Origin of the sequence: Nocardiopsis sp. CC223A, assembly GCF_030766825.1 — a bacterium.
Taxonomy (GTDB): Bacteria; Actinomycetota; Actinomycetes; order Streptosporangiales; family Streptosporangiaceae; genus Nocardiopsis.
Genome location: NZ_JASFDV010000072.1, coordinates 1 through 26,481 on the forward strand (window position 1 = coordinate 1; position 26,481 = coordinate 26,481).

Here is a 26,481-nt window from a genome sequence, read left to right on the forward strand (position 1 = left end):
CGGCCCACTCCGGCGGTGCGGCGGTGCCCGCCAGGGCCCAGGCGGCCTGGCGGGCGGCGCCCAGCGCCACGTACTCGGCGGGTTCGGGGACCACCACCGGGGCCTCCAGCACGGTCGCCGCCACCCGGCGCACCGCCTCCGACCGCGCCGCCCCGCCGATCAGCAGCACCCGGCGTACCGGAACGCCCCGGTCGGTCAACGCGGCCAGCCCGTCGGCCAGCCCGCAGAGCATCCCCTCCACCGCGGCCCGGGCCAGGTGCGACGCCGTCATGTTGGTGCGGCGCATCCCGTGCAGTGATCCCGTGGCCGCGGGCAGTGCCGGGGTCCGTTCCCCGTCCAGGTAGGGCAGCATCACCAGCCCGCCCGCACCCGGTTCCGCCGCCAGCGCCAACGCGTCCAGCCCGGCCGGGTCGGTGCCGAGCAGCTCCGCGGTGGCGGTCAGCACCCGGGCGGCGTTGAGCGTGCACACCAGCGGCAGGTACCGCCCGGTCGCGTCGGCGAACCCGCACACGGTCCCCGACGTGTCGCGCACCGGCGTCTCGCTCACCGCGAACACCGTCCCGCTGGTCCCCAGCGACACCACCGCGTCACCCGGCCCCAGCCCCAGTCCCAGGGCCGCGCCCATGTTGTCCCCGGTGCCGGGGGCGACCACCGCCCCGCCCGGGGTGTACCCGACCGTCTCGGCGGGCGCCGCCACCCGCGGGGTGTCCAGCTCCCGGCCGAACGCCCGCTTGAGCAGGTCCGCCCGGTACCGTCCGCTGCTCGGCGACCAGTACCCGGTCCCGGAGGCGTCGCCCCGGTCCGTGGTCGGGTCGCCCTCCCCGCCCGTCAACCGCCAGGTCAGCCAGTCGTGCGGCAGCATCACCCCGGTCGCGCGGGCGGCGGTCTCCGGTTCGTTCTCGGCGAACCAGCGGAGCTTGGACACCGTCAGCGAGACCCCGGGGACGTTGTCCACTGCCTCCGCCCACGCGTCGGGCCCGCCCAGCTCGGCGATGAGGTCCCGGGCCGCCCCGGCCGACCGGGTGTCGTTCCACAGCAGCGCCTCGCGCACCACCTCGCCGTCCCCGTCCACGGTCACCATGCCGTGCTGCTGCCCGGCCACCGCGACGGCCGCGACCCCGTCCAGCAGCCCCGCCGAGGCCTCCTCCAGCGCCGCCCACCAGGCGCGCGGGTGGACCTGCGTGCCGTCCGGGTGAGGGGCGCGCGCCTCGCGCACCACACTCCCGTCGTCGGCGTCGCAGACCACGATCTTGCAGGACTGGGTCGAACTGTCGATTCCGGCGACGAGGGGCATCGGGACTCCGCGGTGAGGGAATTAGTCGTGGCTCCCAACGAACTTAGTCCGCGCCGTCCGTTCTGTCACGGGGCGCGACCTCCGCGGCGATCCCCGCCAGCACGATCCGCAGCTTGCGCTCGAACCACGAGCGCGGGTCGGCCGAGATCACCCGCCGGATCGCCGTCCGGGCCGGCGAGGGTCGGCCGGGGGAGTCCGCCCACAGCCGCCGCATCTCCTCCCGGCCCAGTCCGGGCAGGTGGTCCAGGCCCTCTACCCCGCGCCGGTTGTCCACCGCCAGGTCGAGCACGGTGTCGCAGGCCAGCGCGGCGCCGTCGGGGGTGAAACCCCGTTCGATCAGCGCCGCGCACAGCGTGTCGAACAGGTCCACGGCCTCGGGCGGAAGCATCCCCCGGGACGCCTCGGTGGCCGAACCGGGGTGCCGGGCCATCGCCTCCCACAGCGCCAGCGCGTATCCCTCCAGGATCCGCCGCCAGGAGCCCTCCACCGGGGGCCACTCCGCCCCGCGGGCCAGCGCCGACATCCCCAGCCGGACCAGGTTGTCGCGGTTGGCGGCGTGCCGGAACACCGTCGCCTGACCCACCCCCAGGTGGTCGGCCACCCGCGCCACCGTCAGGCCGGGGAACCCCACGGCCAGCACGGCCTCGGCGATGGCCTCGGGGGTCAGGGCGGGCGGCCGACCCCGCCGCCCCGGCGCGCGCTCGGGCATGGTCCTCCTAGCGTGGTCCGCCGGCCCCGTTCCCGTGGACGTCCCGGGCCCGGATCAGCACCAGCGAGGATAGCGCGCACGCGAACGCCGTCGCCGCCGCCACGAGCAGCACCAGCGCCAGCCCGTCCGCGTACGCCGCCCGCGCGGTCTCGGCCGCGGCCCCGGCCAGCCCGGTGAAGTCCCCGGCGGTCGCCCGTCCGGGCTCGGCCACCCGGGCCCCGACCACCGCCGACACGACCGCCCCGAACACCGCCACGCCCACGGCCGTCCCCAGCGGGAAGAACGTGTTGGCGGTGCCCGAGGCCATCCCCGCCCGCTCCGGCGGCACCACGGACACGGCCAGGTCCATCATGTGCGGGGTGATCAGGCCCGCGCCCACCCCGACCAGCAGCAGCCCGGGGGCGATCGCGGCCCAGCCCTGCTGCTGGTCCAGGGCCAGGGCCGCCCACACCAGCCCGGCCCCGATGAGCGCCATCCCCGCGGCCATGATCACGCGCACGGGGACCGACCGGGCGATCAGTCCGCCCAGCGGTGCCAGCAGGAAGATCCCGGCGGGCATCAGCAGCAGTACCAGCCCCACCTGCAACGCGCCCAGTCCGACGACCCCGGTCAGCCACAGGATGAGGAAGGGGAACATCCCGAAGCTCGTGACGCGCGCGGCGAACGACAGCCCGATGGCGCCCACGAAGGTCGGGATGCGGAACAGTGACAGGTCCAGCATCGCGCCGTCCCCCCGGGACCGCTCCACCAGCAGGAACACCGCCAGCAGCACCGGGCAGGCCACCAGCGCGGCCACCGCGTCCGGCCGCTCCCAGCCCTGTCCGGAGCCGGTCAGCAGCCCGTAGTTCAGGGCGAACAGCAGTGCCACCGCCAGCACCGCGCCCGCCGCGTCGACCCGCCCGCCGGTGCTGCGCGGCTGCGGCAGCGTCCACAGCAGCACACAGGCCACCGCGAGCGCCCCGACGGGCAGGTTGACCAGGAACAGCGACCGCCATCCGGCGAACTCCACCAGCACCCCGCCCACCAGCGGTCCCAGCGCCGCGGCGGCCGCGCCCCCGGCGGCGAAGATGCCCATCGCCGTGCGCCGCGCGCTCTCGGGCAGGCCCGTGTGGGCCCCGGCGATCAGCGCGGGTCCGGTCCCGAACACGAACGCCGCCCCCGCCCCCTGCACGATCCGCGCCGCCACCAGCCATCCGGAGCCGGGTGCCAGCGCGCAGGCCAGCGACGCCAGGGTGAACACGGCCATCCCGGCCGCGAAGGCGCCGCGCCGCCCCAGCCGGTCCGACAGCGACCCGGCGGTGAGCAGCAGCGCGGCGAAGGCCAGCGTGTACCCGTTGACCACCCATTGCAGATGGCCGAGCGGGGCGGCGAACTCGTCGCCGATCCCGGGCAGGGCCACGTTGAGCACGGTCGCGTCCAGGGTCATCACGGCCGCCGACAGCGATGTCACGGCGACCGTGGTACGCCGTGACCGGCGCCGGGCCGTGTCCTCCGCCGTTGCGGGCGGGGTCTGGGAGGTCGTCTCCACGGGGGTGCCTCGTTCCGTCTCACAGATTTTCGAGAGTCGACTATCGAAAATAGAGCCTAAGGCTAGGCTCACCTAACGTGCAAGGGTTCGATCGGGGGCGGTGTCCGGCGTCGGGGCGGGGTCGGGCGCCGGGGGGCTTCCGCTCCGGGCTGCGTCGAGGGCGGCCTGTCGGGTGCCGGCCACCGCGCTCCGCGGCGTGGTCCCTTCCGGGTTCAGCCCCGGCCGTGGCGGTGGCCTCGGCTTCGTGTGGCCGATGCCACGCGTCGCCGAGGCCGGGCGGGCAATTTCCTACCAAGAAGGTGGGATAGTCTTCGGTCGGGTCATCGGATGTCCCACCGGACTCCCCGGTCCCACCCGAGCGCCGGTCGCGTACCGGTGCGGCGGAACCCCCCGCGATCCTCATCCTCACGATCACGAAGGAGCGCACATGCGCACGACCTCAGCCGTCATCGGTGCCGCCGCCGCTGCCACCCTGGCGCTCACCGCCTGCGGCGCCCCCAGCGAGCAGGCCGCGCAGGACAACGGGGGAGAGGGCGCGGCGGATGTGCTGCGCGTGGGCGTCAGCCCCGTTCCGCACGGCGACATCCTCGCCTTCATCGACGAGAACCTCGCCGAGGAGGCCGGGCTGGACCTGGAGATCGTGGAGATCTCCGACTACAACACCCCCAACACCCTCCTGGTCGAGGGCGAGCTGGACGCGAACTACTTCCAGCACCGCACCTACCTCGACGAGTGGGCGGCCAACGGCCCCGACGCCGACTTCACGTACATCACCGACGTGCACATCGAGCGGCTCGGCCTGTACTCCGAGAGCGTCGAGAGCGTCGCCGACCTGCCCGAGGGCGCCGAGATCGCCGTGCCCAACGACCCGGCCAACCTCAACCGCGCCCTGGGCATCCTCCAGGCCGAGGGCCTCATCGAGGTGGACCCGGAGGCCGGGGAACTGGCCACCGAGAACGACATCACCGACAACCCCGAGAACATCACCGTCACGCCGCTGGAGGCCGCGCAGCTGCCGCGCGCCATCGCCGACGTGGACGCCGCGGTCGTCAACGGCAACTACGCCATCGAGGCGAACCTGCCCGAGGAGAGCAACGTCCTGGCCTGGGAGCCCGAGGGCGACGACTACGTCCAGGCCTACGCCAACGGCCTGGTGGCCCTGGAGGAGAACGTCGAGGACGAGCGTGTCCGGCTGCTCGCCGAGCTGCTGCACGACGAGCGCGTCCTGGAGTTCGTGAAGGAGTCCTGGCAGGGCGTCGTCCTGGCCGTGGACGCCGACGGCAACGTCATCGAGACCGCCGAGTAGGACTCGGCAGGACCGAACGGGGCCCACGGGCCCCGATCGCACAAGGGCTCCGCGCCGCCGCCGGCCCGTCTCTCCGGCGGGCGGCGCGGGACCCCGCACACCGCAGGGGCGGTGGGGCCGCGCGCCCCGCCGCCCCTCGCGCTTCTCCCGACCCCGGCGGCCCCGGGGGCCTTTCCGCGTCCGGCCTGCGGCCCGACACGCCCGCGCCGCAGAAGGTGTCCCGGATCACATGCCGTGTCGGCCGTCGGCCGCCGACCGGCCGCCGCGCGGTGATCCGCCCAGGAAAACCGCTCTGAGCTGGACTTTCCCAGCGGTCCCCGGGTGGTCGGAGCCAGGGGGCCGCCGGGAGCGGACCCCGCGGGAGTGCGGCGCCGACCCGGGGTGGCACACTGACTTTCACAAATCCTACTTATTAAGTAGAGTTTGGCCCGTCCCCAGACCGCGCCCGAAAAGGACTCCTCCATGCGTGTGCCCTCCCCGCCCCTGCGGGCCGCCGCCGCGGTCCTGCTGGCCCTGGGAGCCGCCGCCACCGGATGCGCCGCGGACCCGGCACGGGACGACACCCTGACCCTGGGCTACTTCCCCAACCTCACCCACGCCCCGGCGCTGGTCGGAGTGGAGAACGGGATCTTCGCCGAAGCCCTGGGCGACACCGCGTTCGACACCCGCACCTTCAACGGCGGCCCCGACGCGGTCAACGCCCTGTTCACCGGCGAGATCGACGCCGCCTACCTGGGGCCCAACCCGACGGTCAACGGCTGGTACCAATCCGAGGGCCGGGCCCTGCGCGTCGTCGCCGGGGCCGCCACCCGCGGCGCCGGCCTGGTCGTGCGCGACGACATCGCGAGCGTCGAGGACCTGCGCGGCACCACCCTGGCCACACCCCAGCTCGGCGGCACCCAGGACGTGGCGCTGCGCTGGTTCGCCCGCGAACAGGGCTGGGACACCGACACCGCCGGCGGCGGCGACCTGTCCATCGTCCCGCAGAGCAACCCCGAGACCGTCGACGCCTTCGCGCTCGGCGAGATCGACGGGGCCTGGCTCCCCGAGCCCTTCCTCGGCCGCGTCCTCGCCGAGGACGACGCGCACCTGCTCGTCGACGAGGCCGACCTGTGGCCCGGCGGCGAGTTCGTCACCACCCAGCTCGTCGTCTCCGCCGAACTGCTCCGCGACCACCCCGAACGGGTCGAGGAGCTGCTGCGCGGACACATCGAGGCGGTCGACCTGGCCGACGGCGACCCGGACGCCGCCCTGCGGGCCGTCTCCGCCCACCTGGAGGGGCTCACCGGGGAGGCACCCGACCCCGGCCTCACCGCCGCGGCGCTCGACAACATCGCCTTCACCGTCGACCCCGCCGCACCCTCACTGCTCACCGGAGCCGACAGAGCCGAAGCCGTCGGCCTGCTCGACCCCGTCGACCTGACCGGAATCTACGCCCTGGACCCGCTCAACGCCCTCCTCGCCGAGGACGGCCGAGAGCCGGTCGCCGGGCTGGAAGGGGAGGGGCCCTGATGACCGCCATCACCGACACGCCCCCGCGGACCGCCGCCGCCGAGATCAACGGCATCTCCAAGGTGTTCGGCCACGGAGACAGCGCCGTGACCGCCATCGACGGGATGTCGATCACCGTCGGGACCGGGGAGTTCCTGTCCATCGTGGGGGCCTCGGGCTGCGGCAAGAGCACCCTGCTCTCCCTCGTCGCCGGACTCGACCGGCCCACCGCCGGCACCGTGGACGTCGGGGACCACCGGGTCGCCATGATGTTCCAGGAGGCCGCACTGTTCCCGTGGCTGAGCATCGGCGCCAACATCGAGGTGCCGATGAAGGTCAACAAGGTGCCCCGGGCCGAGCGCCGACGGCGCGTCGCCGAACTCCTCCACCTGGTGCGCCTGACCGGGTTCGAGCGCAAGCAGCCCCACGAGCTGTCCGGCGGCATGCGCCAGCGCGTCGCCCTGGCCCGCGCGCTGGCCCAGGACGCCGACGTGCTGCTCATGGACGAGCCGTTCGGCGCCCTGGACGCCATGACCCGCGACATCCTCCACGACGAACTGGAGCGGATCTGGCAGGAGAGGGGGCTGACCGTCCTGTTCGTCACCCACAACGTGCGCGAGGCGGTGCGCCTGGGCGACCGGGTCGTGCTCCTGTCCAGCCGCCCGGGCCGGGTCATCGCCGAGTTCCCGGTGGAGGGCGAGCGGCCCCGCCGCATCGACTCCGCCCCCATCGCGACCCAGGCCGCCGTCATCACCGACCGGCTCCGCAAGGAGGTCTCCCGCCATGCCTGACACCGACGTGAGGGACCGGGACCGCGAGGTCCAGGGGCTGGACGCCCTCGAACTCCGGCCCGGGCACGGCACCGACCGGGCCGGGTTCGGCGAGAAGGCCCGCGCGCTGTGGTCCGCGACCTGGCCCAAGCTCGTCGCCGTCGTCCTGGTGCTGGCCGCCTGGCAGGCCGTGGTGTGGTCGGGGTGGCGGACCGAGTTCGTGTTCCCCGGCCCGGACAGGGTGCTGCCCGCCCTGTTCGGCGAGGTCACCACGCCGGAGTTCTGGGCGGCGGTGCAGGTGACCATGCGCCGGGCCCTCGCCGGGTTCGCGCTGGCGCTGGCCGTGGGCGTGGTCGTCGGGCTGGCGGTGTCGCGGTTCAAGCCGCTGCGGACGGCCATCGGGTCGCTCATCACCGGGCTCCAGACCATGCCGTCGATCGTGTGGTTCCCGTTCGCGATGCTGCTGTACGGCATCAGCGAGTCGGCGATCATGTTCGTCATCGTGCTGGGCGCCGCCCCCTCCATCGCGGGCGGGCTCGTCTCGGGCATCGACTACGTGCCGCCGACGCTGCTGCGCGCCGGACAGGTGATGGGGCTGCGCGGGATACAGCGGTACTCGCTGCTGATCGTCCCGGCGGCGCTGCCGATGTTCGTCACCGGGCTCAAACAGGGCTGGGCGTTCGCCTGGCGGTCCCTGATGGCGGGCGAGCTGCTGGTGATCATCAACCAGCAGAACTCCATCGGCTGGGCGCTCAGCCAGGCCCGCCAGCTCAACGACGCCGACCGGCTGCTGGCCTACATCATCATCGTGCTGGTCATCGGCATCGTGATCGACGTGTTCTTCAACTGGGCCGACCGCGCCCTGCGCCGCCGCTGGGGCCTGACCTCCTGACGCACCACCCGCGTACACCCACGCCGCAGTGACGGCGCCCGGAGCGGCGCCCGGCGAGTAGGACACCACGTACGCGCCGATGGTCCGGTCGCCCGACGCCGATCTGCTCCAGCACGGACGTTCGCCACGGACGCCGCGCACCGGACCGCGAGCAGGCTCCTGGCCACGGATTCGCGCACTCGGTCGAACATGTCGTCATTCGCCCGCCCTCGCAGGGTTTCGGTAGTAGTTTGAAACCAACAAGGGGCCACGACTCAATGGTTTCAAAATGCCACCGAATGGAGGTCGCATGTCCGACCAGGAATGGACCGATCCGCACTGTCCGGTCGCCCGGACCCTCGACCTCCTCGGTGACCGCTGGTCGTTGCTGATCGTGCGCGACGCCTTCGACGGGGTCCGCAGGTTCAGCGACTTCCAGCGCGGTCTCGGCATCGCGCGGAACATCCTCATCGACCGTCTGCGGGCGCTCATCGCCGTCGGCGTCATGGAGCGGTGCCCCAACGAGCGCGGCACCCGCAGCGAGTACGCCCTCACCGAGAAGGGGAGGGACCTGTTCACTGTCGTCGTCGCCCTGCGCCAGTGGGGGGAGTGCCACGCCTTCGCGCCGGGCGAGGAACACTCCGAACTCCTCGCCCGTGCCACGGGCGCTCCGGTCCCCCCGCTCGCCGTCACCGCGGCCGACGGCGCCCCCCTGGACGCCGCCGACACCCGCGTCCGCAAGGTGGCTCCGGTGCCCAAGTGACTGCTGAGGATGATCCCTGTAGGTGACCTGCCTGTCCTGGCCCCAGGACCCCGAACCCCGTTTTGAGTCCGTGCCGGTCCCCGTGCCACAGTGTTCGGAGGTGTCGCCCCGAGGCGCGCCGAGATGAACATAACGCGGAGATAACGCCCTGCGTTTGCCCAGGTCGTGAACTGTCAGCCCCGCGCACGCGGGGATGGACCGGTGCCCTTCGCGCCGCCACTGGACCAGCGCGCGTCAGCCCCGCGCACGCGGGGATGGACCGACCGCGTGGGCGGAGCTGACCGGCATCCGCCGGTCAGCCCCGCGCACGCGGGGATGGACCGCACGCCAGCGCCGTGGTGTGAGCCGGTGCGTGTCAGCCCCGCGCACGCGGGGATGGACCGGGCGAAGAGGGTTTCGACCCGATTCCCCTGTGGTCAGCCCCGCGCACGCGGGGATGGACCGAACCGCCACCGGTCCGCGTCGGTGTCGGCGTAGTCAGCCCCGCGCACGCGGGGATGGACCGATCACCGGCCGCATGTCCGCCGACGACATGAGTCAGCCCCGCGCACGCGGGGATGGACCGGAACTGGAGGCGGCTCTGATCGGATGCGGAACGTCAGCCCCGCGCACGCGGGGAGGGGATGGGTCGAAACCCGGGTGTTCACGGTCGGCAACGGCACCGTGAGCCCCGCGCACACCGCGGTGTGGCTGTGCGCTCGGTGAGTGCGTGATGAGGATGCGGCGGCGGCGCGTACCGGACGAGCGATCGGCGCGTGCCGCCGACCGGATGGGGCTTCCGTGGACCCGTTCGTCCACAGGCGGGTGTCGTCCCTGGCCAAGGTCGGTGTGCTGTGAGAATCTGCGGTTATGGGTACCGAAGCCAAGGCAATGCTGGAAGGCGGGCCCGAGGAGCTCAACGAGCGAATCGTGTCCGTAGACCGGCCCGGTGACGAGCTCAAGCTGCCGTTCCGCAACGGGTACGAGCACTTCATCCCGACGCAGAGGCGAGCCGACACCTCGGAGGGGCCGGTCTCCGTCTACGAGTGGACGTCCCGGACCGAGATGGCCGGGTGAACCGGGGCCGGTAAGCCGTGATCCGACCGCCGGACCACGGCTCCGCCCTGCCCTGACGCGCGGTCACCGCACCGGGCCGGTCGCCCGCGGTCCCGGTCACTCCTCCGGCGGGGCTGGGGGAGCCCCGCCCGGGGCGCCGCCACCGCCCGCCGACTCGTCCATGGTCACGCCCACCACCACCGCCAGTGTGTACCCGTCCTCCGGCGTCCCCTCCGTCACCGGTACCGGGGTGACCACCATGCTGTCCGGGTCCCCCTCCGCCGCCTGCGCCTCCTGGAACACCTGGTCCTCCTCGACCGGCGTCAGCTCCAGCACGTGCTCGGAGTACGGCTCCCGCTCCGCCACCTCCGCACAGAACGCGTCGGAGAACAACAGCTGCCCCGTGTGCACCGTCGTCCCGCCCTCGTAGGTCGTGTCGATCTCCCCCTCGGTGTGCACCTTCAGGTGGACGTGCGTCACGCGCGGGCTGTACCACCCCGGCACGATCGTGGTGAACCGCGCCGTGCCCTCCCCGTCCACCGGCTGGATGCCCCGCAGGAACGACTGCTCGTCGCCCTCGCCGTCCTCGGCGGGCACCTCGCCGCCCGGGCTCGCCTCGGTGTACCCCGAGTAGTACCCCCAGGCGTCGCAGTGCCAGATCTCCACCGCCACGCCCTCACCGGTCAGCGGTGTGCACCCGTTCTCGAAGTCCACCACCGTGATCGCCAGTGCCAGCGGGAACCCCTGCTTGCCCTCGGTGATGTCCTCCCGGACCAGCATCCCGTCCAGGTAGTAGGGCCCCTCGGTGACCTCCGGCGACAGCACGCACACCCCCTCCGCGGCGCTCGGCGACGGCGTGGCCGCGGCGCCCGAGCCGCCCCCGGCCACGTCGGCCGAGCACCCCGCCACCCCCGCGGCGACGGCCCCGCCGCCCAGCGCGATCGCCCGCCGCCGGTCCAGCACCGGCCCTGGGAACACGTCCCCGTCCATGCATCCCCCACCCGTCGCGGCCCCGCTCTCCGGGGCTCTGGGCGCCAAGGTACGGACTTTCACTGAGAGAACCCTGGGGACACGGTGAGCGCGGCCCGGGAAACCCCCGTTCGCACCGCTGCCGCCCGGCTATCCGCGGACGGCTCCCTCGGGCCAGAGCACATGCACCGGGACGCCGTGGCGCCGGGCGGCGGCCACCGCGTCGGCGGTGCCGCCCCTGCCGGTTCCGGGCCTGCCGTCCCACACCGCGAACAGCCGCTCCACCCGGGCCCGCACCGCGGTGTTGGCCGCCTCGTACGCCTCCTCGCCGGCGGTGCGGAACGGCATGAACCGTACCGCCGCGGCGCGCATCAGCAACCCGTCGAACCGGTACAGGTCGTCCGCCGCCACCTTGGTCTCCCGGTAGTCGACCGACGGCAGGATCACCTCCAGGGTCCCGCGTGCCTCCCACACCGACTCCGCGAACACCTGGTCGGCCCCCTTGGCCAGGCAGGACACCCCGACCAGCTCGGGCCCGCCGCCGAACGCCGCCAGTTCGCGGTCCAGGGCCCGCCGCACCAGGGCGGTGGTCTCCTCGCCGAGGTCGCTGTGTCCGGTGATGCCGATACGGGGCACGTGGTCCTCCGGGAGTGCGGCGGGGGCGCGGGCCCACCAATCTAGCGGTGGATCTCCGCCCGGGCGTGACGCAAGGAACGCCGAGACCAGCGAAGGATGTCCGTTATATGTGACAAAGTGTGCTTTGGTGATCCTCTGTGCCCGGAACCCCGCGCGGTCACGCACCCCCCGGCCCGCTCCCCGGGAGGCATCCCCGCCGGCGCTCCGGGCCGGATCCCCGTACGCCGGAGCGGGAACGCCCCTCCGGCCGGCACTCTCCCCTGGAGCACTCCACGTGAACGGCCGACGCCGCCGCCTGCTGCTGGAAACCCTCGACCCCATGCTCGCCCCCGGCGAACAGGTCGAGGTGACGACCATCGTCAATCTCAGTTCCGTCTCCGTCGCCCGGACGGCCGCGTTCGCCGCCGCCTCCGCGGCCCTGAGCGGCGGGATGGCCGTGATCCCCGTCCCCACGCCCATGTACCTGGCGGTGACCGACCTCAACCTGTACATCTTCCAGGCGGATTCGATGTTCGCCCGTCCCCGGGCGCACCTGATGACCATCCCGCGCGCCGGCCTGGTCCGCACGCCGGTCAAGGAGCGGATCCTCAACTCCTCCTTCGTGGTCTCCCACCCCGAGGCCGACCAGGGGCTGCGCCTCATCTTCGGCGGTCTGGGGCGCAGGGAGCGCGACCTCGTCGCCGCCGCCCTGCCCGTCGCGGGCTGACGCCCTCCCGCCCCGGCGCCCCGCTCAGCCGCGGGCCGTCGGGGCGTTCGCCGACAGCGCCTCCACCGGGCGGGCGGCGCGTTCGTCGTAGCGGGCGCGGGCCGCCTCCACGTCGTGCATGTGCTCCTCGGCCCAGCCGCGGATCGCGCCCAACAGCGTGCCCACGCTCTCGCCCAGCGAGGTGAGCGAGTACTCCACCTGCGGCGGCGTCGTGGGGTACACGGTACGGTCCACCAGCCCCGCCCGCTCCAGGTCGCGCAGGGTCCGGGTGAGCATCTTCTGGGTGATCCCGTCCAGCAGGCGGCGCAGTGCGCCGAACCGCATCGGACCCCGGGCGAGCGCGCCCACCACCAGGCACACCCACTTGTTGGCCAGCAGGTCCAGGGCGCTGCGCGAGGCGCAATCGCGCAGGTAGGCGTTGGCTCCGCCGAGTTCACGCAGGTCGGGGGTCGTATACATGAGGTACCTATAGCTCTCGAAAGTGCCTTCTATACAGGGGATACCGTAGCTGGAAACCTGGTGGCATGACAGAGCAGATGCGCGCCGTACAACAATCCTCCCTGGGCGGACCCGAGGTCCTCGACCTCGTCGAGGTGCCCGTCCCCGACCCCGGGCCGATCCAGGTCCGGGTCCGGGTGCACGCGGCCGGCGTCAACCCCACCGACTGGAAGATGCGCGAGACCGGGTACTGGCACACCCTCCCCTTCGGCCAGGGCTGGGACGTCTCGGGCACGGTCACCGCCGTCGCCCCCGGCGTCACCCGGTTCGCCGTCGGCGACGAGGTGTTCGGGATGCCGAACTTCCCCACCACCCCGGGCGCGTACGCCGACGAGGTCGTCGCCCCCGCCCAGCACTTCGCCCGCAAGCCGACCGGGCTCGGCCACGTGGACGCCGCCGCGCTGCCGCTGGCCGCCCTCACCGCCTGGCAGGCGCTGGTGGACGCCGCCCGCGTCGAACCCGGGCAGCGGGTCCTGGTCCACGCCGCCGCCGGGGGAGTGGGCCACCTGGCCGTGCAGATCGCCAAGGCGCGCGGCGCACACGTCATCGGCACCGCCCGCGCCGCCAAACACGACGTCCTGTACGACCTGGGCGCCGACGAGCTCGTCGACCACACGGCGGTGGACTTCACCGAGGCGGTGTCGGGGGTGGACGTGGTCCTGGACGGCGTCGGCGACGACTATCTGGAGCGTTCGCTGGGCGTTCTGCGCCCCGGCGGCCTCTACCTCGGGATCCAGAACCCCTTCGCCCTGGAGCAGGTCGCCGAGGCCGCCGCGGCCCGCGGGGTGCGCGGCACCACCGTCATGGTCGCCCCCGACCACGCGGCCCTGGAGCAGATCGCCGACCTCGCGGACAAGGGCCTGCTGCGCCCGCTGGTGGCGGAGACGTTCCCGTTGGAGCAGGCGGCCGACGCCCACCGGATGAGCCAGGAGGGCCGCACCACCGGCAAGATCGTCCTCACCCTGCGCTGACCGGTCGGCCGGCGCCGTGCCGGAGACCGCGGCGGGACCCTGCGCCGACCGGCCGCGCGGACCCCGCGCAGACCGGGACCGGCGGTCGGGGACACACGGAAGGGGCCGGGCACGCAGCCCGGCCCCTCGCACCGCGTCCGTCAGGAGTGCACCAGCGGCGTGTCCACCAGGTGCTCGGCGACGAACCACGCCTGGAGCTCGTTCCTGCGGATGACGTCCGACACCAGCACGTCGTTGGTGCCGTCGTCGCCCAGCTCCTGCACCCGGGCCGCCGCGTCGTGCGCCTCCTCCAGGATGGTCTCGTGCGCCTCCAGCAGGCGCGAGAGCATCGCCGGGACCTCCTCGACCCCGTTCGGCGGGCGCGGGATGTTGGTGATCTCCGCGACGTGCCGGGGGTCGCCGACCGCCACGCCGCCCAGGGTCTGGATGCGCTCGGCGATGGTGTCGATGAGCTCCAGCTGCTCGGCGGCGTGCTTGTCCATGAGCAGGTGCAGCTGGTAGAAGGTCTGGCCGCGCATCAGCCAGTGGTGCTTCTTGTAGAGGTCGTGCAGGATCCGCGTGTCGCACAGCACCTGGTTGAGCCGCTGACACGAGTACATGCGCGCGTCGTAGGACAACCCCACCGGGAGCTGGCGGACCGTGCCGAACTCCTGGATCTCCTTGCCCTTCTGGTGCAGCCAGGGCTGGCTGCTCCCGGGTTCGGACGCCGTCCCGGACCTGTTGCCTGTGGTCGTCACCTCTGGTCCCCCTCCAGTCGATGTGACTCGTGTTCGCGCGGGGAGCCCCTGCCGGAACTCCGCCTGCCAGTCTCCGCCCACTACCCCCCGCGAAGCCCGCATAACGGATCAATCACGGGTAAGTTTTCGGTGCTTCTTCGGCTTCCGCCCGTTTGCTCCTGCCGTTCTTCCCGCTCCCGGGCCCGTTGCCCTGGGTCCGGTCAGACCGGGTCGAACCGGACCGGCAGCGCGAACAGCCCGTGCATGATCATGCTCGGCCACCAGCGCAGGTCCTCCCCGCCGTCGGCGAGGCGCAGCCCGGGCAGCCGGTCCAGTACCGCGTTCACCGCCACCTGCGCCTCCATCCGGGCCAGCTGCGCCCCGATGCAGAAGTGCGCGCCGTGCCCGAACGCCAGGTGCGAGTCGCCCCGCTCGGGGACGAAGGCGTCGGGGTCCTCGTAGCGGGCCGGGTCGCGTCCGGCCGCCAGCAGCGACACCAGGATCGGCTCGCCAGCCGCCAGCTCCACCCCGCCCACCGTGGTCGCCTCGCGCGGGAACCGCCAGGTGGCGTTCTGTAGGGGGCTCTCCATCCGCAGCGCCTCCTCGATCGCGGGGCCCACCAGGTCGCGGTCGGCGCGCAGCCGCTCCAGCCGGTCGGGGTGGCGCAGCAGCAGGTGGAAGAGGTTGCCGATGAGCGCGACCGTGGTCTCGTGCCCGGCCACCAGCAGCAGGAACGCCGCGGAGGTGACCTCGTCGCGGCTCATCTCCCCGCGCCGGTGCGCCTCCACCAGGTCGCCCAGCAGGTCGTCGCAGGGCGCGGCCAGCCGGGCGTCCACCAGGGAGCCCAGGTAGGAGTCGAACCAGTCGGTGGTGGCGGCGATCGCCTCCATCTCCTCGTAGGACGAGGAGTCGATCACCGCGGCCTGCCGGTGGAACTCCGCCCGGTCCGCCTCGGGCACCCCGAGGATGTCGCAGATGATCGTGATGGGCAGCGGGTAGGCCAGGTCCCGCACCAGGTCGGCCTCGCCGGAGCCGTCGGCGGTGATCCGGTCCAGCAGTTCGGCGGTGACGCGCTCGGCCCGCTCCGCCAGCGTGCGCACCCGCCGCGGGGTGAACGCCGTGCCCGCCGCCCGGCGCAGCCGGGTGTGGTCGGGGGCGTCCACGTTGACCATGCTGAGCATCAGCGAGGGCCGGTGGTCGTAGGGCAGCCCGAGCCCGGCCTTGCGCCAGACCTCGTTGCCCGCGTGCGGGCTCTTGAGCATGTCGGGGTCGGCGAGCACCGCCTTGGCGTCGTCGTAGCGGGTGACGATCCACGCCCAGGCCCCGCCGGGCAGGTCCACGCGGTGCACGGGGGAGTGCTCGCGCAGCCACCGGTAGGCGGGGTGCGGGTCGGCCTCGAACTCGGGGCCGTGCAGCTGCGGGGGAGAGACGGACATACCGGCGCCTTTCGGGGTGTGTCTGCGGGGACCCCTGACTCCTACCCACCCGCGCCTCCCCGCCCCGCGGCCGCTTCCGGACACCCGCCGCGTCGTATCCGGGCGCTAGGGTCGGCCCGTATCCCCCGCCCCCGAACAGAGGAGGCCCCGTGAGCTGGGACGTACTGCTGATGCGTTTTCCGGACGACGCGGTGTCGGTCGACGACCTGACCGACGACGACCCACCGCCGCCGATCGGCCCGGCGGCCGAGGTCCTGGACCGGATCCGCGCCGCCTTCCCCGGCGTGGACCTGTCCGACCCCACCTGGGGCATTCTCCAGGACGAGCAGGACGGGTGGTCGATGGAGTCGGGCATCGGCGCCCGGGACCCGGTCGAGAGCATCATGCTGCACATCCGCGGCGGCGGGGACCCCGTGACCACCGCGCGGCGCCTGGCCCGCCTGCTGGACTGCCGCGCCCTCGACTGCTCAGATGGGGAGTTCCTCTCCGACGAGGTGGGCGGGGAATCCTGGGAGGATTTCCAGGCCTACCGGGACCGCGTCGTCGGGCGGCCCGGGGAGTGACCCCCGGTCAGGGCGCGATGGCGCAGGCCGTCTCCAGCACGAACCGCGACCACGGCCGGTGCGGGTCGTGGCCGGTCAGCTCCCGCACCCGGCGCAGCCGGTAGCGCAGCGTCTGGGCGTGGACGTGCAGGGCGTCGGCCGCCGCGGTCGCCGCGCCCTCCCGGAAGTACGCCCGCAGCGTCTCCAACAGGTGCGCGCCCGACTCGGTCAGCAGCGGCCCCAGGACGGCCCGGCGCACCGCGTCCGGGGCGACCGGGCCGCCGTTGAGCAGCGCCAGCACGCAGGCGTCGGCCTCGCCGAGCAGCCCGCCGGACCCGAACGCGTGCGGCGGTGCCGTCTCCAGCGCCCCGTCGGCCAGCCGGTAGGCCGCGGACACGTCCGCCAGCGGCCGCGGTGCCGGGATGCAGCCCCGCCAGTGGCCGCCGTCCAGTGCCCGCGCCGCCCGGTCGGCGTCGTCGGGGGCCAGCAGCAGCACCACCCGCCCCGAGCGCGTGGTCACCAGCGGGTCGCCACCCGCGGGCTCCATGCGGGCCGCCAGTTCCAGGGCGCTCGACGCCGTCACCGGCGGCGCCTCGCCGCCGACCGGTTCGGCCACCACCAGCACGCCCGGGTCCGGCGGGGTGATGCCCAGGGTGCGGGCCCGGTCGCGGATGGCGCCGCGCGAGGCCTGGCGGCCGATGAGCAGGTCGTCCAGGAAGGTGCGCCGCGCCCGCTCCAGGTCGGCGTCCATCCGGCGGGCGGTCTCGGCGTGCCCGGCGGCCAGGCTCTCGGAGATCTGGTCGATCGAGGTCATCCACAGTTCGCTCAGAGCGAACACGTCCGCGGCGTCGAGCCGGTCGGCCGCGTACTCGGCCACCGCCCGCACCGCCGCCACCGAGCCCACCCGGTGCGCCCGCACCACGGCGCCGATCGACCGGCCGTCGGCCGCCCGGCTGCGGCCGATCCCGCGCAGCCGCTCCACGTCCTCCGCGGTCAGCCGGTCCGCCCCGGCCACCCACAGTTCCAGGGACCGGGTCACCAGCCACGCCGTGATCGCCCGCACCTCGGCCAGCTGCGACCCGTGCAGCGCCCGGTAGGCGGGCACCTCCGCGTGCACCTCGGCCACGATCCGCTCCACCAGAGCGGCGCGGTCCCGCATCAGCTCCGCGCCCACCGCGGCCCGCCGCTCCCGCCCCATCCCCACCCCTCCCTCGCCGCTGCCCGTGTGCCGCACGCCCGCGGGCCGCCGTGCCCGTGCGCCGCCGCCCGGTGCCGCACGTTCGGCGGGCCGAGCAGTGCCCGCGCCGCCGCGCGCCCGTGGGCCGCCGCGGGGTACCGCGCACCCCGTCCGCACGGCCGCGGAGTGCCGGGCGTACCCGTGCGCCGTCGCCGTTCGGCGGCCTCCGCCACCGGATCGGCGGTGCGATCAGCGGACTCCCGGGTAAAAAGCCCGTACGGCGGCGGTGCAGCCACCGGAGCGTGACCGGTCCGCCGTGGCAGTATGCCAAGTGTGCGGCCTGGGGGAGGCCGCGGGCCCGCCGACGGTCCTTCGGCGGGCGGCGAGGGCGTTACGGGCCGACGGGGGATGACGGCGATGAGGACGATGACGGTTCCCGAGCTCACGCTCAACAATGGGCTGCGCATGCCGCAGCTGGGCCTGGGGGTGTGGCAGGTCCCCGACGACCGGGTCGTCGACGTGGTCACCACCGCGCTGGAGGTCGGCTACCGCAGTATCGACACGGCCGCCGCCTACGGCAACGAACGCGGTGTCGGCGAGGCGCTGCGGCGTTCGGGCATCGACCGCGACGACCTGTTCGTCACGTCCAAGGTCGCCAACCCCGACCAGGGCTTCGACGCCGCCCTGCGGGCCTTCGACGCCAGTCTGGGCCGTCTGGGCCTGGAGACGCTGGACCTGTACCTGATCCACTGGCCGCTGCCCGCCCGCGACCTCTACGTTCCGACCTGGAAGGCGCTGGAGCACCTGTACGCCGAGGGCCGGGTCCGCGCCATCGGCGTGTCCAACTTCCAGATCCCGCACCTGGAACGGGTCATGGAGGAGGGCGGCATCACGCCCATGGTCAACCAGGTCGAGCTGCACCCGCTGCTGCCCCAGGCGGAACTGCGCGAGTTCGACCGGCGGCACTCCATCGTCACCGAGGCGTGGAGCCCGCTCGCGCACGGCGACCTCGTCGTCGACGACACGATCATCGGGATCGCCGAGGACCACGAGCGCACGCCCGCCCAGGTGCTGCTGCGCTGGCACGTACAGCTCGGCAACGTCGTCATCCCCAAGTCGGTGACGCCCGAGCGCATCCGCGCCAACTTCGACATCTTCGACTTCGAGCTCACCGACCAGGAGATGGACCGCATCGGTGCGCTCGACGACGGGACCAGGACCGGTCCCGACCCCGACGCGTTCGACGGCGACTGACCGGCCGCCGCCCCGCGGTTCCGGGACGTGTCCGGTGGGCGCCCCGTTCGGAGCGGTCCGCCGGATGAGGCCTAGTTCTGTCGCAGCTCGCGGCGCCTGCGCGCGCCGGCCAGGGTGGCCTCGGTGCCCTGGCGCTTCATGCGCAGGACGTAGACGAAGCCGCCGACGAAGATGGCGGCGAACAGCGCGAGCACCGCGACGAGGGCGAGCGCGGACAGCAGGAAAGTGATCGACATGGGCTCATCGTAGCCGCCCGCCCGGGCGACCCCCACCGGGGAGTCCGCCCGAACGCGGCCGGTGGGCCGCACCATGACCGGAAGGGCCCGCCGGTGGACCGCACACCGCACCAGATCGTCAATCCGCTGACCCTCGCCGACCCGGTGGGGTTCTCCCACACCCTGGTGGTGACACCGGGCAGGGTCGTCCACATCGGCGGTCAGGTCGCCCGCCGCGCCGACGGGGTGGTGACCGGGGACGGCGTGGTCCAGCAGTTCGACCGCGCGCTCGGCAACGTCGTGGAGGCGCTGCGCGTCGCCGGGGCCGACCCCGTGCACGTGGTCGACATGCGCATCTACACCACCGCGATGCGCTCCTACCGGGTCAGCAGCAACAGCATCGGGTCGGTGTACCGCCGCCACATGGGCCGCTACTACCCGCCGATGACGGTGGTCGGGGTCACCGATCTCATGGACCCGGAGGCGCTGGTCGAGATCGTGTGCACCGCGGTCGTCCCGGACGTCCGCGACACCGCGGAGCTGGACGAGGACGACGAGACCCGGGAGATGCTGGAGGGCATCGAGGGGTCGTCCAGGCCCGGCGTCACCGCGTTTCCCGGGTCGGAGGACCCCGGCGACCTGCGCGAGCGCTCGCCCGCCTGAGCCCCGCGCCCTTCGTGCCCCGGCCGGCGCCCGCCACCAGGACGACCGCGATCGCGCACACGGCCAGGCCCGCCAGGGCGGCCGCACCGACCGGGTCTCCGAACATCGACAGCGACCAGAGCAGGGTCGTCGGCGGTGTCAGGTACAGCAGCGCCGACACCCGGGCGACCCCGAACCGCGCCAGGGCCGCCCAGTACAGTCCGTAGCCGCCGACGGTCGACAGCACCACCACCCAGGCGACGGCCGCCCAGAACCCGGGGTCGGCGGGCGGGGCGAGCGTCCCGGTGCCCGCCGCCAGCGCGGTGAACAGCACGGCGCTCACCCCGCACTGCACGGCCAGCGCCCGCACCGGCGACCCGCCCGGCCGCAGCCGCCGCTCCAACAGGGTCGCCGCCACCAGCGACAGCATCGCCCCGACCGGCAGCGCGTACCCCCACCAGGGGGCGGCGCCGGGGGCGCGCAGGTCCGCGCCCACCACCAGCCCCACCCCGGCCAGGCCCACCGCCAGCCCCACGACCTGCCGGGGCCGGACCCGCTCCCCGAGCAGCGGTACCGCCAGCGCCGTCGCCACCAGCGGTTGCAGCGCCGCGATGAGCGCGACCGTCCCCACGGCCACCCCCGCCTCGGCCGCGGCGAACACCCCGTACAGGTACCCGGCCTGGGCCAGCGCCCCCACCACGGCGTGACCGGCCGCGTCCCGCCCGGTCATCCGCCCCTGCCGGGGCCGATCGCCCCGCGAGCGCGCCCGGGACCACAGGCACCAGGCGGCCAGCGGGGCGGCGATCGCCAGGAACCGCCAGGCCAGCAGGGTCTCGGCCGAGGCATGGCGGGTCCCGAGTTCGGCCCCCACGAACCCCGAGCTCCACATCACCACCAGCCCTGCCGCGAGCAGGACCGGGGCGAACGAGTGCCGCATCCGCGGACCTCCGAACGTTGTCGCGTGCATCCGTCGCCCGCAGGTAAACACACCGGTCGGTATACTCGCGATGTAGTGTTCTTTCCGCCCAGGCCTTTTCACCCGCAGGGGGAGCCATGACCGCCACCGGGACCCGCCCGGCCGACCGTGCCGCCCACACCGACCGCCCGCTCACCCCGGCCGCCCGCCGCATCCTCGACGTCGCCGACGAGCTGTTCTACGCGCGCGGGATCAACACGGTCGGCATGGAGCTCATCGCCGAACGCGCCGGGGTCACCAAGAAGACCATCTACGACCGCTTCGGTTCCAAGTCCGCCCTGGTCGCCCGCTACCTGCGCGCCCGCGACGCCCGCTGGCGCGCCCACCTGGAGGCCCGCCTGGCCCCCGCCGCCACGGCGCGCGGGCGCATCGCCGCCACCTTCGACGCCCTGGAGGAGTGGGTCGAGCGGGAGAGTCCGCGCGGCTGCTCCATGGTCAACGCCTACGCCGAGCTCGCCGACCCCGGACACCCCGGCCGCGCCGTGGCCCTGGAGCAGAAGCGCCGGCTGCGCGCCCTGTACACCGACCTCGCCCGGGAGTCCGGCGCCCGCGACCCCGAAAAGCTCGGCGACACCCTGGCCATGCTGCACGAGGGGGCCGTCCTCACCCGGACCGTCACCGGCGTGCCCGACGCCGTCCGAACCGCCCGGGCCGCCGCCGACGCCCTGCTCACCGCCCACGGCGCGCCCTGAACCGGACCGGGCGCGCCCGGTCCGGGGGTGCCCCCGGGGGTCACAGGTAGCCGAGGCGGGACAGCTCCAGCCCCGCCACCTCCACCACGTCCGCGTGCTGGTCCCGGGACAGCCGGTCCCGCCACACCCCCACCCGCCAGGAGCGTTCGATCAGCAGCTCCGTCGCCGACACCCGGACCCCGGTGAACTCCCGCAGCCTCTTGGCGGTCTGCACCTCGCCGCCGTGCAGGTCCTCGTAGCGCAGTGTCAGCAACCGGTCGGTGTCGGTGCCCCGGCTCAGCGCGGCCGACATGCGCACCGCCCCCCGCCAGCGCATCGCGCACTTGGCCTCCACCGACCCGTCCCCGAACGTCTCCAGGTCGGAGGAGTCCTCCAGCCCGAAGAAGTGGTTGGGGAACTCGTGTTCCAGCTTCATGAAGCTCGGCTTGAGCCAGGCCAGCGAGCGCTCGTCGTCCAGCATCTCCGAGACGACGTCCCGCCCGTCCCGGATGATCTGCACGAACAGCGCGTCGGGGAAGGCCGCGTGCAGGGCCCCGGCACTGAACAGCAGATCCGGGCTGGCGTCCCCGTACCGGGTCGCCTCCGGGCTGTGCTCGCACGGTTCGGCGGCGGCGTTGGCGGGCACCCGCTCCCACCGGCCCGCGCAGCGCGGGCAGGTCAGCGGTGTCAGCTGCCAGGACTCGGCGTACGCCTCGCGCAGCAGACTGGCCGTGCCCGCCGCCTTCTCCAGGGCCAGCGAGGGTCTTCGGGCGACCGCGTACACGGCGTTGAGCACGCCCGAGGAACCCGCGCTCATGTGGAACCCGGGTGCGCAGGACAGGGCGCGGGCGATCTCGGGGACACCGGAGTGGGGAGCGCCCAGAAGGAAGACGGGGCGCTGCACCTTGGTCCCGTTGACCACGAGGATGTAGGACGGCTGCTTCATGATCGTGCTGATTTTCGCACCCTTTGCCCTTCTCGTGTGCATGGAGGGGTGTCGGTCCTGCGCACCTTCGTGTGCTTTTCGAGGTTAGGGTGTGCAGGGGGAGCCGGGGGCCGCCCTCCACCAAGCCGAGGGAAAGACGACACCAAGTCGCCGCAAGATCGAGGTAGGGCCGCGATGACGACAGACTCCACAGCGTTCGCCGATCCCCGGGCGTTCGAGCGGGCCGCCGGACTCCTGGAGGCGGCCGACCGCATCACGGTCCTCACCGGCGCCGGGGTCTCCACCGACTCCGGCATCCCCGACTTCCGCGGACCCAACGGCGTGTGGACCACCGACCCCGACGCCCAGGCCCAGTCCGACATCACCATCTACATGGGCGACGTGAACGTCCGACGCCAGGTCTGGGCCCAGCGCCGCGCCCACCGGGTGTGGGACGCCGAACCCAACGCCGCCCACCGCGCCCTGGCCGACCTGGACCGCACCGGACGGCTGCGCGCGCTCATCACCCAGAACATCGACGGCCTGCACCAGCGGGGCGGCGTGCCCGACGAACGGGTGGTCCAGGTGCACGGGACGATGCTGTGGGTGCGGTGCATGTCCTGCGGGCTGCGCACCCCCACCCCCGAGGTGCTGGCCCGGTTGGACGAGGAGTCCGACCCCCGCTGCACGGCCTGCGGCGGCATCCAGAAGTCGGACACGATCTCGTTCGGCCAGAACCTGGACCCGGACGTCATCCTGGCGGCGACGCACGCCACCCGCGACTGCGACGTGTTCCTGGCGGTCGGCACGTCGCTGACGGTCCACCCGGTGGCGGGGCTGTGCGACATGGCGATGATGGCGGGGGCGGGGCTGGTCATCGTCAACGGCGAGGAGACGCCCTACGACGACTTCGCCTCGGCGGTCGTGCACGACTCCATCGGGAAGGTGCTGCCCGCCCTGGTGGAACGGGTGACGGCGGCCGCCGCCCGCTGAGCGGGGCCGGGGCCGCCCCGGACGGCCCCGGCGTCGCCCGCCGGACAGCGGGGCCGGGGCCGGGTACCGCCGGTCAGCGCAGGTGGGCGGCCACGCGCGTGCGCCTGCCGCGCTGCGGGTTCTCCTGGTCGACGATGGTGATGATCCGCTCCACCAGCCCGTCCGGCAGGAGGCCCGCGGGGAACATGGCCAGCACGGGGGCGACGGCGTCCTTGGCCAGCCGGTTCCCCGAGACCACCGAGTCGACCCCGGACAGGTACTCCCGGACCAGGCGCCGCAGCGGCGAGTACTCCGCGTCGTCCCCGCCGCCCGGCCAGCGCAGGTCCTCGGCCGCCTGCCGCAGCACCAGCAGCTCCAGCCGGCCCAGCTGGGTCGAGGTGAGCATGCGGCGGTAGGCGTTCAGGCGGCCCTCCGGGTCGAGGTGGGGTGGGGCCAGGCGCAGTTTCAGCACCTCGTGCGGCTCCAGCCAGGCGCTGTCGCCGTCGGGGTCCAGGAACCAGGCGCCCAGGTCGCCGTGGACCTCGCCCAGGTAGGGGAGCAGCCCTAGGAGGGCGCGGGCCCCGCTGCCGTTGACGCGCATGGCGGTGGAGCGCAGCATCCGGGAGATCGTCCGGTCGTACGCGATCGACATGCCGTAGGGGTCGTAGACGTCGGGGCGCACCTCCACGTCCGTGTGCAGCTCGAACCCGATGCACTCGCCGACGTTCACCGGGTCGCCCGTCTCCCGGCACAGCACACCGTGGCTGTCCCGCCGGGTCCAGGACTCCAGGTGGCGCAGCCGCACCGTGCCCAGCACGCTGAACCACTCCGGGCTGTACAGGGAGCGCCAGATGCCCACCAGGTTGCGCCACTCCACCAGCGCGTCCGCCGGGGCCGGGAACAGTTCCCGCAGGTCGACCGGGTCGTCGTCCTCGCGGACCAGGACCAGCAGCACGACGAGGTTCGCCGTGTAGTTGGCCTGGCGGACCGTGACCGGCAGGCGCTGGGGCTCGAACTCGGCGTAGGAGCGGTTGGCCGGCGGGAACGGCGCCTCCCGGAACAGCTCGATGAGCAGGTCGGAGTAGTCACCGCGCAGCCCCGGGTCCGCGGCGAACCGCCGCTCCAGCAGCTCGTCCAGGAAGTCCGGCACCTTGTCCCGGCCCGTCAGGCAGGCGAACGACAGCAGCGCGTACAGCTCCCCGTCGTCGATCCGCCGGGCCCGGCCGCGCCGCCGCGAGGTCCGCGAGCGGGACGCGTCCAGCTCCTCCAGCGCCGCGACCACCGCCCGCGCCACCAGGTACTCCCCGAAGGTGGCGTGCAGGAACTCGAACACGCTCGCGGTCCCGTCCCCCGTCCGCGCCCGCGCCTCGTGCACGAAGAAGAACCGGCCCAGCACCTGGTGGGCCGGGGCAATCCGGCCGTGCATCCCCGCGTCCTCCGGGGCCAGCGCGGCGTCGGGCAGCAGCACCTCCAGGTCGCGCTCCAGCTCCTCGGCGCTCACGTTCTGTTTGCGCCGCGTGAACATGGCCAGCGCCGCCACCTCCAGGCGGCGCAGCTCGCCCTCCACGGCCTCGGCCAGATCCTCCCGGCCCAGACCGGAATGGTGCTTGTCCACCTCCCGGCGGGCGAACATGGCGAGCAGCCGCTCGTACAGCTCCCCGTGGGTGAGGTGCCGGCCGGCGCGGCGCAGCGCCCCGTCCTCGGCGTCGTAGATGAGCAGCATCATCAGCAGCAGCGGCTGTTCGGCCAGGTCGCGGTAGCGCAGCACCGCCTCGGTGGTCAGCGCCCCGTCCGCGCCCGCGGGCCGGGCGTTGGCCCGGTTCCAGATCCCCACCAGGCGGCCGATCCGCGGCTCGTCGAAGGGGTCCAGTTTGATGACGGTGGTGCCCAGCGGGAAGCGGGCGCGGTCGGCGACGACGGTGCGGCTGGTGATGATGACGACCACGGGCAACCCCATGGCCTCCTGCTGCTGCTGGAACTCCTGGACGCGTTCGAGGTAGTCCGAGCGGTCGACCCCGGTGGCCTGGAGGAGTTCGTCGAACCCGTCGAGGATGACCACCGGCAGTGCCCCGTCGGCGGAGTCGGCGAGCTCGCGCCAGGAGACACGGGTGTGCAGGGCCGCGGCCAGGCCCTCCTCGATCTGTATGTGGATGGGCGAGTTGGGGCTGACCGCGCGCAGCTCCACCCGCACGGGCAGGAAGTCCGCGGCCGGCAGCCGGGCGGCCAGCACCTCCGTGAACTTGGACTTGCCCGCGCCCGGGTGCCCCAGTACCACGGTCGGGTGGTCGGTGGCGTCGGGGTGGGTCAGGTGGGCGGCGATGAACGCGGCGAGGTCGTCCACCGGCCGGTGCAGGGACCACCAGTCCTCGGAGGAGGGGACCGCGTTGGCGGTGACGGCCGCGACGCGCCCGCGCGGGGGGATGTAGGCGTCGGCCAGCGAGGGCAGCACCAGTCCGGACGGGACGTCGGAGGCGCGCAGCACGGGCCGTTCCAGCACCGCGCGGTAGGCGGCGAACAGTTCCTCGCGGCGCCGGTCCACGGGGCGGTCCGAGGCCACGGTCGCCAACAGGCGGCGCAGTTCGCCCAGGCCGTCGTCGACGGCGGCGCGGGTGCGCTGGTGCTCCAGCCGGTGCGCCCACAGGGCGAACTCGGGCACGTCGGCGGCGAGGGTGCGGTGCAGCTCCTCGTAACGCTCGGCCGACCGGCGGCCCAGCTCCTCGCCCACGGCCACCAGCAGGGGGTGAGCGGGGGAGTCGAGGCCGTGCCCGCGGGCGGCGGACACCCGCGGCACCGTGTTCTGGAAGGCCTCGGCCAGACCGGAGAAGTACTCCTGCCGGGCTGGCGCCTCCACCCGGGACGACCGTGCGGGCGCCGAGGGGGCCTCGGGCGGGGCGGCGGCCCCCTGCGGGGCGGCTTCGAGCTCCTGCCGGGCGGCGTCGAGGTTCCAGCGGTGGGGGAGCGCGACCCGGTCGACCCGGCCGGGGGACAGCAGGGGCTCGAACAGGGCGGCCCGGTCCTCCTCCGTGAGGCCCAGCTCGTCCAGGGTCAGCGGGGCGTCGGCGGCCCCCCAGACCTCGTCCAGGGCCTCCAGGAAGGCGACCGCAGCGAGGATGCGCTCCGCGGCGAGGATGCGTTCGGTCCGGGTCAGGCGGCTCTCACCGCTGAGGTGCTCCCGGATGCCCTCCACCGCCTCACGGCCCTTGCTCACCAGCAGGCCGCGCAGGCCGAACAGGTCGGGCACGCCGAGGAGGCCGAGGCCGCCGTCGGCGAGCCGCTCGGCGAGGTCCCAGGCGTCGGAGTCCTTCTTGCCGAGGATCTTGAGGGCGTCCGAATAGGAGAGCTTCTTGGCCACGTTCGGGGGACCTTTCCGTCGTCGGGGGCGGAACACGGGTCGGACCCGGCACCGGG

Annotated in this window: 26 protein-coding genes and 1 CRISPR repeat array; of the genes, 13 read left to right on the forward strand and 13 right to left on the reverse strand. The window is 73.7% G+C overall.

The features are described from left to right. The 3 genes from xylB to QJS33_RS23870 form a co-directional block, all read right to left on the reverse strand. A partial coding sequence (xylB, locus tag QJS33_RS23860; protein ID WP_306370299.1) for a xylulokinase occupies window positions 1–1,294 on the reverse strand: 1,294 nt, incomplete at its 3' end. A 43-nt stretch (window positions 1,295–1,337) separates the two neighbouring features. Continuing rightward, entirely contained in the window at window positions 1,338–2,003 is a 666-nt protein-coding gene (locus QJS33_RS23865; protein ID WP_306370300.1) for a TetR family transcriptional regulator, read from the reverse strand. Between the two features lie 7 nt (window positions 2,004–2,010). Then, on the reverse strand, window positions 2,011–3,453 hold the full coding sequence (locus QJS33_RS23870; RefSeq protein WP_306370301.1) for an MFS transporter: 1,443 nt from the start codon (window positions 3,451–3,453) through the stop codon (window positions 2,011–2,013). 505 nt (window positions 3,454–3,958) lie between these two features. On the opposite strand from QJS33_RS23870, the gene QJS33_RS23875 reads away from it, so the two are divergent. The 6 genes from QJS33_RS23875 (at window position 3,959) to QJS33_RS23900 (ending at window position 9,788) form a co-directional block, all read left to right on the forward strand. After that, a complete protein-coding gene (locus tag QJS33_RS23875) occupies window positions 3,959–4,837 on the forward strand; it encodes a MetQ/NlpA family ABC transporter substrate-binding protein (RefSeq protein WP_306370302.1) in 879 nt (292 codons plus the stop codon). 462 nt (window positions 4,838–5,299) lie between these two features. Further along, window positions 5,300–6,349 (forward strand): ABC transporter substrate-binding protein, encoded by a 1,050-nt coding sequence (locus tag QJS33_RS23880; RefSeq protein WP_306370303.1) that lies wholly within the window; start codon window positions 5,300–5,302, stop codon window positions 6,347–6,349. Continuing rightward, window positions 6,349–7,119, forward strand: coding sequence for an ABC transporter ATP-binding protein (locus tag QJS33_RS23885; protein WP_306370304.1), 771 nt, complete (start codon window positions 6,349–6,351; stop codon window positions 7,117–7,119). The genes QJS33_RS23880 and QJS33_RS23885 overlap by 1 nt, the downstream gene beginning before the upstream one ends. Then, window positions 7,112–7,990 carry an ABC transporter permease gene (locus QJS33_RS23890; protein ID WP_306370305.1) on the forward strand — a complete coding sequence of 293 codons (879 nt, stop codon included), beginning with the start codon at window positions 7,112–7,114 and terminating at the stop codon, window positions 7,988–7,990. The genes QJS33_RS23885 and QJS33_RS23890 overlap by 8 nt, the downstream gene beginning before the upstream one ends. A 289-nt stretch (window positions 7,991–8,279) precedes the next feature. Next, window positions 8,280–8,732, forward strand: a complete 453-nt coding sequence (locus QJS33_RS23895; protein WP_306370306.1) for a helix-turn-helix domain-containing protein — start codon at window positions 8,280–8,282, stop codon at window positions 8,730–8,732. 172 nt (window positions 8,733–8,904) lie between these two features. Continuing rightward, window positions 8,905–9,424: a CRISPR direct-repeat array (repeat unit 29 nt; unit sequence GTCAGCCCCGCGCACGCGGGGATGGACCG). 157 nt (window positions 9,425–9,581) lie between these two features. After that, window positions 9,582–9,788 carry a DUF5988 family protein gene (locus tag QJS33_RS23900; protein ID WP_306370308.1) on the forward strand — a complete coding sequence of 69 codons (207 nt, stop codon included), beginning with the start codon at window positions 9,582–9,584 and terminating at the stop codon, window positions 9,786–9,788. A 96-nt stretch (window positions 9,789–9,884) separates the two neighbouring features. Here QJS33_RS23900 and QJS33_RS23905 read toward each other — a convergent pair whose 3' ends face one another. Together QJS33_RS23905 and QJS33_RS23910 are read right to left on the reverse strand one after the other, a co-directional pair. Next, window positions 9,885–10,757 (reverse strand): intradiol ring-cleavage dioxygenase, encoded by an 873-nt coding sequence (locus tag QJS33_RS23905; protein WP_306370309.1) that lies wholly within the window; start codon window positions 10,755–10,757, stop codon window positions 9,885–9,887. A gap of 129 nt (window positions 10,758–10,886) precedes the next feature. Next, window positions 10,887–11,372 carry a hypothetical protein gene (locus QJS33_RS23910; protein WP_306370310.1) on the reverse strand — a complete coding sequence of 162 codons (486 nt, stop codon included), beginning with the start codon at window positions 11,370–11,372 and terminating at the stop codon, window positions 10,887–10,889. A 274-nt stretch (window positions 11,373–11,646) separates the two neighbouring features. On the opposite strand from QJS33_RS23910, the gene QJS33_RS23915 reads away from it, so the two are divergent. Beyond that, entirely contained in the window at window positions 11,647–12,078 is a 432-nt protein-coding gene (locus QJS33_RS23915) for a hypothetical protein (RefSeq protein ID WP_306370311.1), read from the forward strand. Window positions 12,079–12,102: 24 nt separating this feature from the next. Here the strand turns inward: QJS33_RS23915 and QJS33_RS23920 are convergent, their stop codons facing one another. Continuing rightward, window positions 12,103–12,537 carry a helix-turn-helix domain-containing protein gene (locus QJS33_RS23920; RefSeq protein ID WP_306370312.1) on the reverse strand — a complete coding sequence of 145 codons (435 nt, stop codon included), beginning with the start codon at window positions 12,535–12,537 and terminating at the stop codon, window positions 12,103–12,105. Between the two features lie 65 nt (window positions 12,538–12,602). On the opposite strand from QJS33_RS23920, the gene QJS33_RS23925 reads away from it, so the two are divergent. After that, a complete protein-coding gene (locus QJS33_RS23925) occupies window positions 12,603–13,547 on the forward strand; it encodes an NADP-dependent oxidoreductase (protein ID WP_306370313.1) in 945 nt (314 codons plus the stop codon). Between the two features lie 140 nt (window positions 13,548–13,687). Here the strand turns inward: QJS33_RS23925 and QJS33_RS23930 are convergent, their stop codons facing one another. Both QJS33_RS23930 and QJS33_RS23935 read right to left on the reverse strand, forming a co-directional pair. After that, complete coding sequence (locus QJS33_RS23930; RefSeq protein ID WP_306370314.1) at window positions 13,688–14,284, reverse strand: Dps family protein; 597 nt, start codon at window positions 14,282–14,284, stop codon at window positions 13,688–13,690. Between the two features lie 200 nt (window positions 14,285–14,484). Further along, on the reverse strand, window positions 14,485–15,699 hold the full coding sequence (locus tag QJS33_RS23935) for a cytochrome P450 (protein ID WP_306370315.1): 1,215 nt from the start codon (window positions 15,697–15,699) through the stop codon (window positions 14,485–14,487). Window positions 15,700–15,848: 149 nt separating this feature from the next. Between QJS33_RS23935 and QJS33_RS23940 the strand changes: the two genes are divergently transcribed. After that, window positions 15,849–16,262 (forward strand): hypothetical protein, encoded by a 414-nt coding sequence (locus tag QJS33_RS23940; RefSeq protein WP_306370316.1) that lies wholly within the window; start codon window positions 15,849–15,851, stop codon window positions 16,260–16,262. 7 nt (window positions 16,263–16,269) lie between these two features. Here QJS33_RS23940 and QJS33_RS23945 read toward each other — a convergent pair whose 3' ends face one another. Continuing rightward, on the reverse strand, window positions 16,270–17,439 hold the full coding sequence (locus QJS33_RS23945; protein ID WP_306370317.1) for a CdaR family transcriptional regulator: 1,170 nt from the start codon (window positions 17,437–17,439) through the stop codon (window positions 16,270–16,272). Window positions 17,440–17,844: 405 nt separating this feature from the next. On the opposite strand from QJS33_RS23945, the gene QJS33_RS23950 reads away from it, so the two are divergent. Beyond that, complete coding sequence (locus tag QJS33_RS23950) at window positions 17,845–18,672, forward strand: aldo/keto reductase (protein WP_306370318.1); 828 nt, start codon at window positions 17,845–17,847, stop codon at window positions 18,670–18,672. 71 nt (window positions 18,673–18,743) lie between these two features. Here the strand turns inward: QJS33_RS23950 and QJS33_RS23955 are convergent, their stop codons facing one another. Next, window positions 18,744–18,908 (reverse strand): hypothetical protein, encoded by a 165-nt coding sequence (locus tag QJS33_RS23955; RefSeq protein ID WP_306370319.1) that lies wholly within the window; start codon window positions 18,906–18,908, stop codon window positions 18,744–18,746. Window positions 18,909–19,001: 93 nt separating this feature from the next. Here QJS33_RS23955 and QJS33_RS23960 point away from each other — a divergent pair, with 93 nt between their 5' ends. After that, entirely contained in the window at window positions 19,002–19,550 is a 549-nt protein-coding gene (locus QJS33_RS23960; RefSeq protein WP_306370320.1) for a RidA family protein, read from the forward strand. On the opposite strand, the gene QJS33_RS23965 is transcribed toward QJS33_RS23960, so the two are convergent. Continuing rightward, entirely contained in the window at window positions 19,492–20,466 is a 975-nt protein-coding gene (locus QJS33_RS23965; protein ID WP_306370321.1) for a DMT family transporter, read from the reverse strand. The two genes, QJS33_RS23960 and QJS33_RS23965, sit on opposite strands and share 59 nt — an antisense overlap. 116 nt (window positions 20,467–20,582) lie before the next feature. On the opposite strand from QJS33_RS23965, the gene QJS33_RS23970 reads away from it, so the two are divergent. Beyond that, window positions 20,583–21,197, forward strand: a complete 615-nt coding sequence (locus QJS33_RS23970; RefSeq protein ID WP_306370322.1) for a TetR/AcrR family transcriptional regulator — start codon at window positions 20,583–20,585, stop codon at window positions 21,195–21,197. A 40-nt stretch (window positions 21,198–21,237) separates the two neighbouring features. On the opposite strand, the gene QJS33_RS23975 is transcribed toward QJS33_RS23970, so the two are convergent. Further along, window positions 21,238–22,122: a sulfotransferase gene (locus QJS33_RS23975; protein WP_306370323.1), complete on the reverse strand. Its 885-nt coding sequence runs from the start codon at window positions 22,120–22,122 to the stop codon at window positions 21,238–21,240. Window positions 22,123–22,296: 174 nt separating this feature from the next. Between QJS33_RS23975 and QJS33_RS23980 the strand changes: the two genes are divergently transcribed. Further along, entirely contained in the window at window positions 22,297–23,094 is a 798-nt protein-coding gene (locus QJS33_RS23980) for a Sir2 family NAD-dependent protein deacetylase (protein ID WP_306370324.1), read from the forward strand. 73 nt (window positions 23,095–23,167) lie between these two features. On the opposite strand, the gene QJS33_RS23985 is transcribed toward QJS33_RS23980, so the two are convergent. Beyond that, window positions 23,168–26,425 carry an NACHT domain-containing NTPase gene (locus QJS33_RS23985; RefSeq protein WP_306370325.1) on the reverse strand — a complete coding sequence of 1,086 codons (3,258 nt, stop codon included), beginning with the start codon at window positions 26,423–26,425 and terminating at the stop codon, window positions 23,168–23,170. Between the last annotated feature and the right edge of the window lie 56 nt (window positions 26,426–26,481).

What these genes read in the sequence shown, in the direction of transcription:
- QJS33_RS23865 (WP_306370300.1), bottom strand. Translation starts at nt 2,003, where the DNA reads ATGCCCGAGCGCGCGCCGGGGCGGCGGGGTCGGCCGCCCGCCCTGACC.
- QJS33_RS23875 (WP_306370302.1), top strand. Translation starts at nt 3,959, where the DNA reads ATGCGCACGACCTCAGCCGTCATCGGTGCCGCCGCCGCTGCCACCCTG.
- QJS33_RS23880 (WP_306370303.1), top strand. Translation starts at nt 5,300, where the DNA reads ATGCGTGTGCCCTCCCCGCCCCTGCGGGCCGCCGCCGCGGTCCTGCTG.
- QJS33_RS23885 (WP_306370304.1), top strand. Translation starts at nt 6,349, where the DNA reads ATGACCGCCATCACCGACACGCCCCCGCGGACCGCCGCCGCCGAGATC.
- QJS33_RS23890 (WP_306370305.1), top strand. Translation starts at nt 7,112, where the DNA reads ATGCCTGACACCGACGTGAGGGACCGGGACCGCGAGGTCCAGGGGCTG.
- QJS33_RS23895 (WP_306370306.1), top strand. Translation starts at nt 8,280, where the DNA reads ATGTCCGACCAGGAATGGACCGATCCGCACTGTCCGGTCGCCCGGACC.
- QJS33_RS23900 (WP_306370308.1), top strand. Translation starts at nt 9,582, where the DNA reads ATGGGTACCGAAGCCAAGGCAATGCTGGAAGGCGGGCCCGAGGAGCTC.
- QJS33_RS23905 (WP_306370309.1), bottom strand. Translation starts at nt 10,757, where the DNA reads ATGGACGGGGACGTGTTCCCAGGGCCGGTGCTGGACCGGCGGCGGGCG.
- QJS33_RS23920 (WP_306370312.1), bottom strand. Translation starts at nt 12,537, where the DNA reads ATGTATACGACCCCCGACCTGCGTGAACTCGGCGGAGCCAACGCCTAC.
- QJS33_RS23925 (WP_306370313.1), top strand. Translation starts at nt 12,603, where the DNA reads ATGACAGAGCAGATGCGCGCCGTACAACAATCCTCCCTGGGCGGACCC.
- QJS33_RS23935 (WP_306370315.1), bottom strand. Translation starts at nt 15,699, where the DNA reads ATGTCCGTCTCTCCCCCGCAGCTGCACGGCCCCGAGTTCGAGGCCGAC.
- QJS33_RS23945 (WP_306370317.1), bottom strand. Translation starts at nt 17,439, where the DNA reads ATGGGGCGGGAGCGGCGGGCCGCGGTGGGCGCGGAGCTGATGCGGGAC.
- QJS33_RS23950 (WP_306370318.1), top strand. Translation starts at nt 17,845, where the DNA reads ATGACGGTTCCCGAGCTCACGCTCAACAATGGGCTGCGCATGCCGCAG.
- QJS33_RS23955 (WP_306370319.1), bottom strand. Translation starts at nt 18,908, where the DNA reads ATGTCGATCACTTTCCTGCTGTCCGCGCTCGCCCTCGTCGCGGTGCTC.
- QJS33_RS23965 (WP_306370321.1), bottom strand. Translation starts at nt 20,466, where the DNA reads ATGCGGCACTCGTTCGCCCCGGTCCTGCTCGCGGCAGGGCTGGTGGTG.
- QJS33_RS23970 (WP_306370322.1), top strand. Translation starts at nt 20,583, where the DNA reads ATGACCGCCACCGGGACCCGCCCGGCCGACCGTGCCGCCCACACCGAC.
- QJS33_RS23975 (WP_306370323.1), bottom strand. Translation starts at nt 22,122, where the DNA reads ATGAAGCAGCCGTCCTACATCCTCGTGGTCAACGGGACCAAGGTGCAG.
- QJS33_RS23980 (WP_306370324.1), top strand. Translation starts at nt 22,297, where the DNA reads ATGACGACAGACTCCACAGCGTTCGCCGATCCCCGGGCGTTCGAGCGG.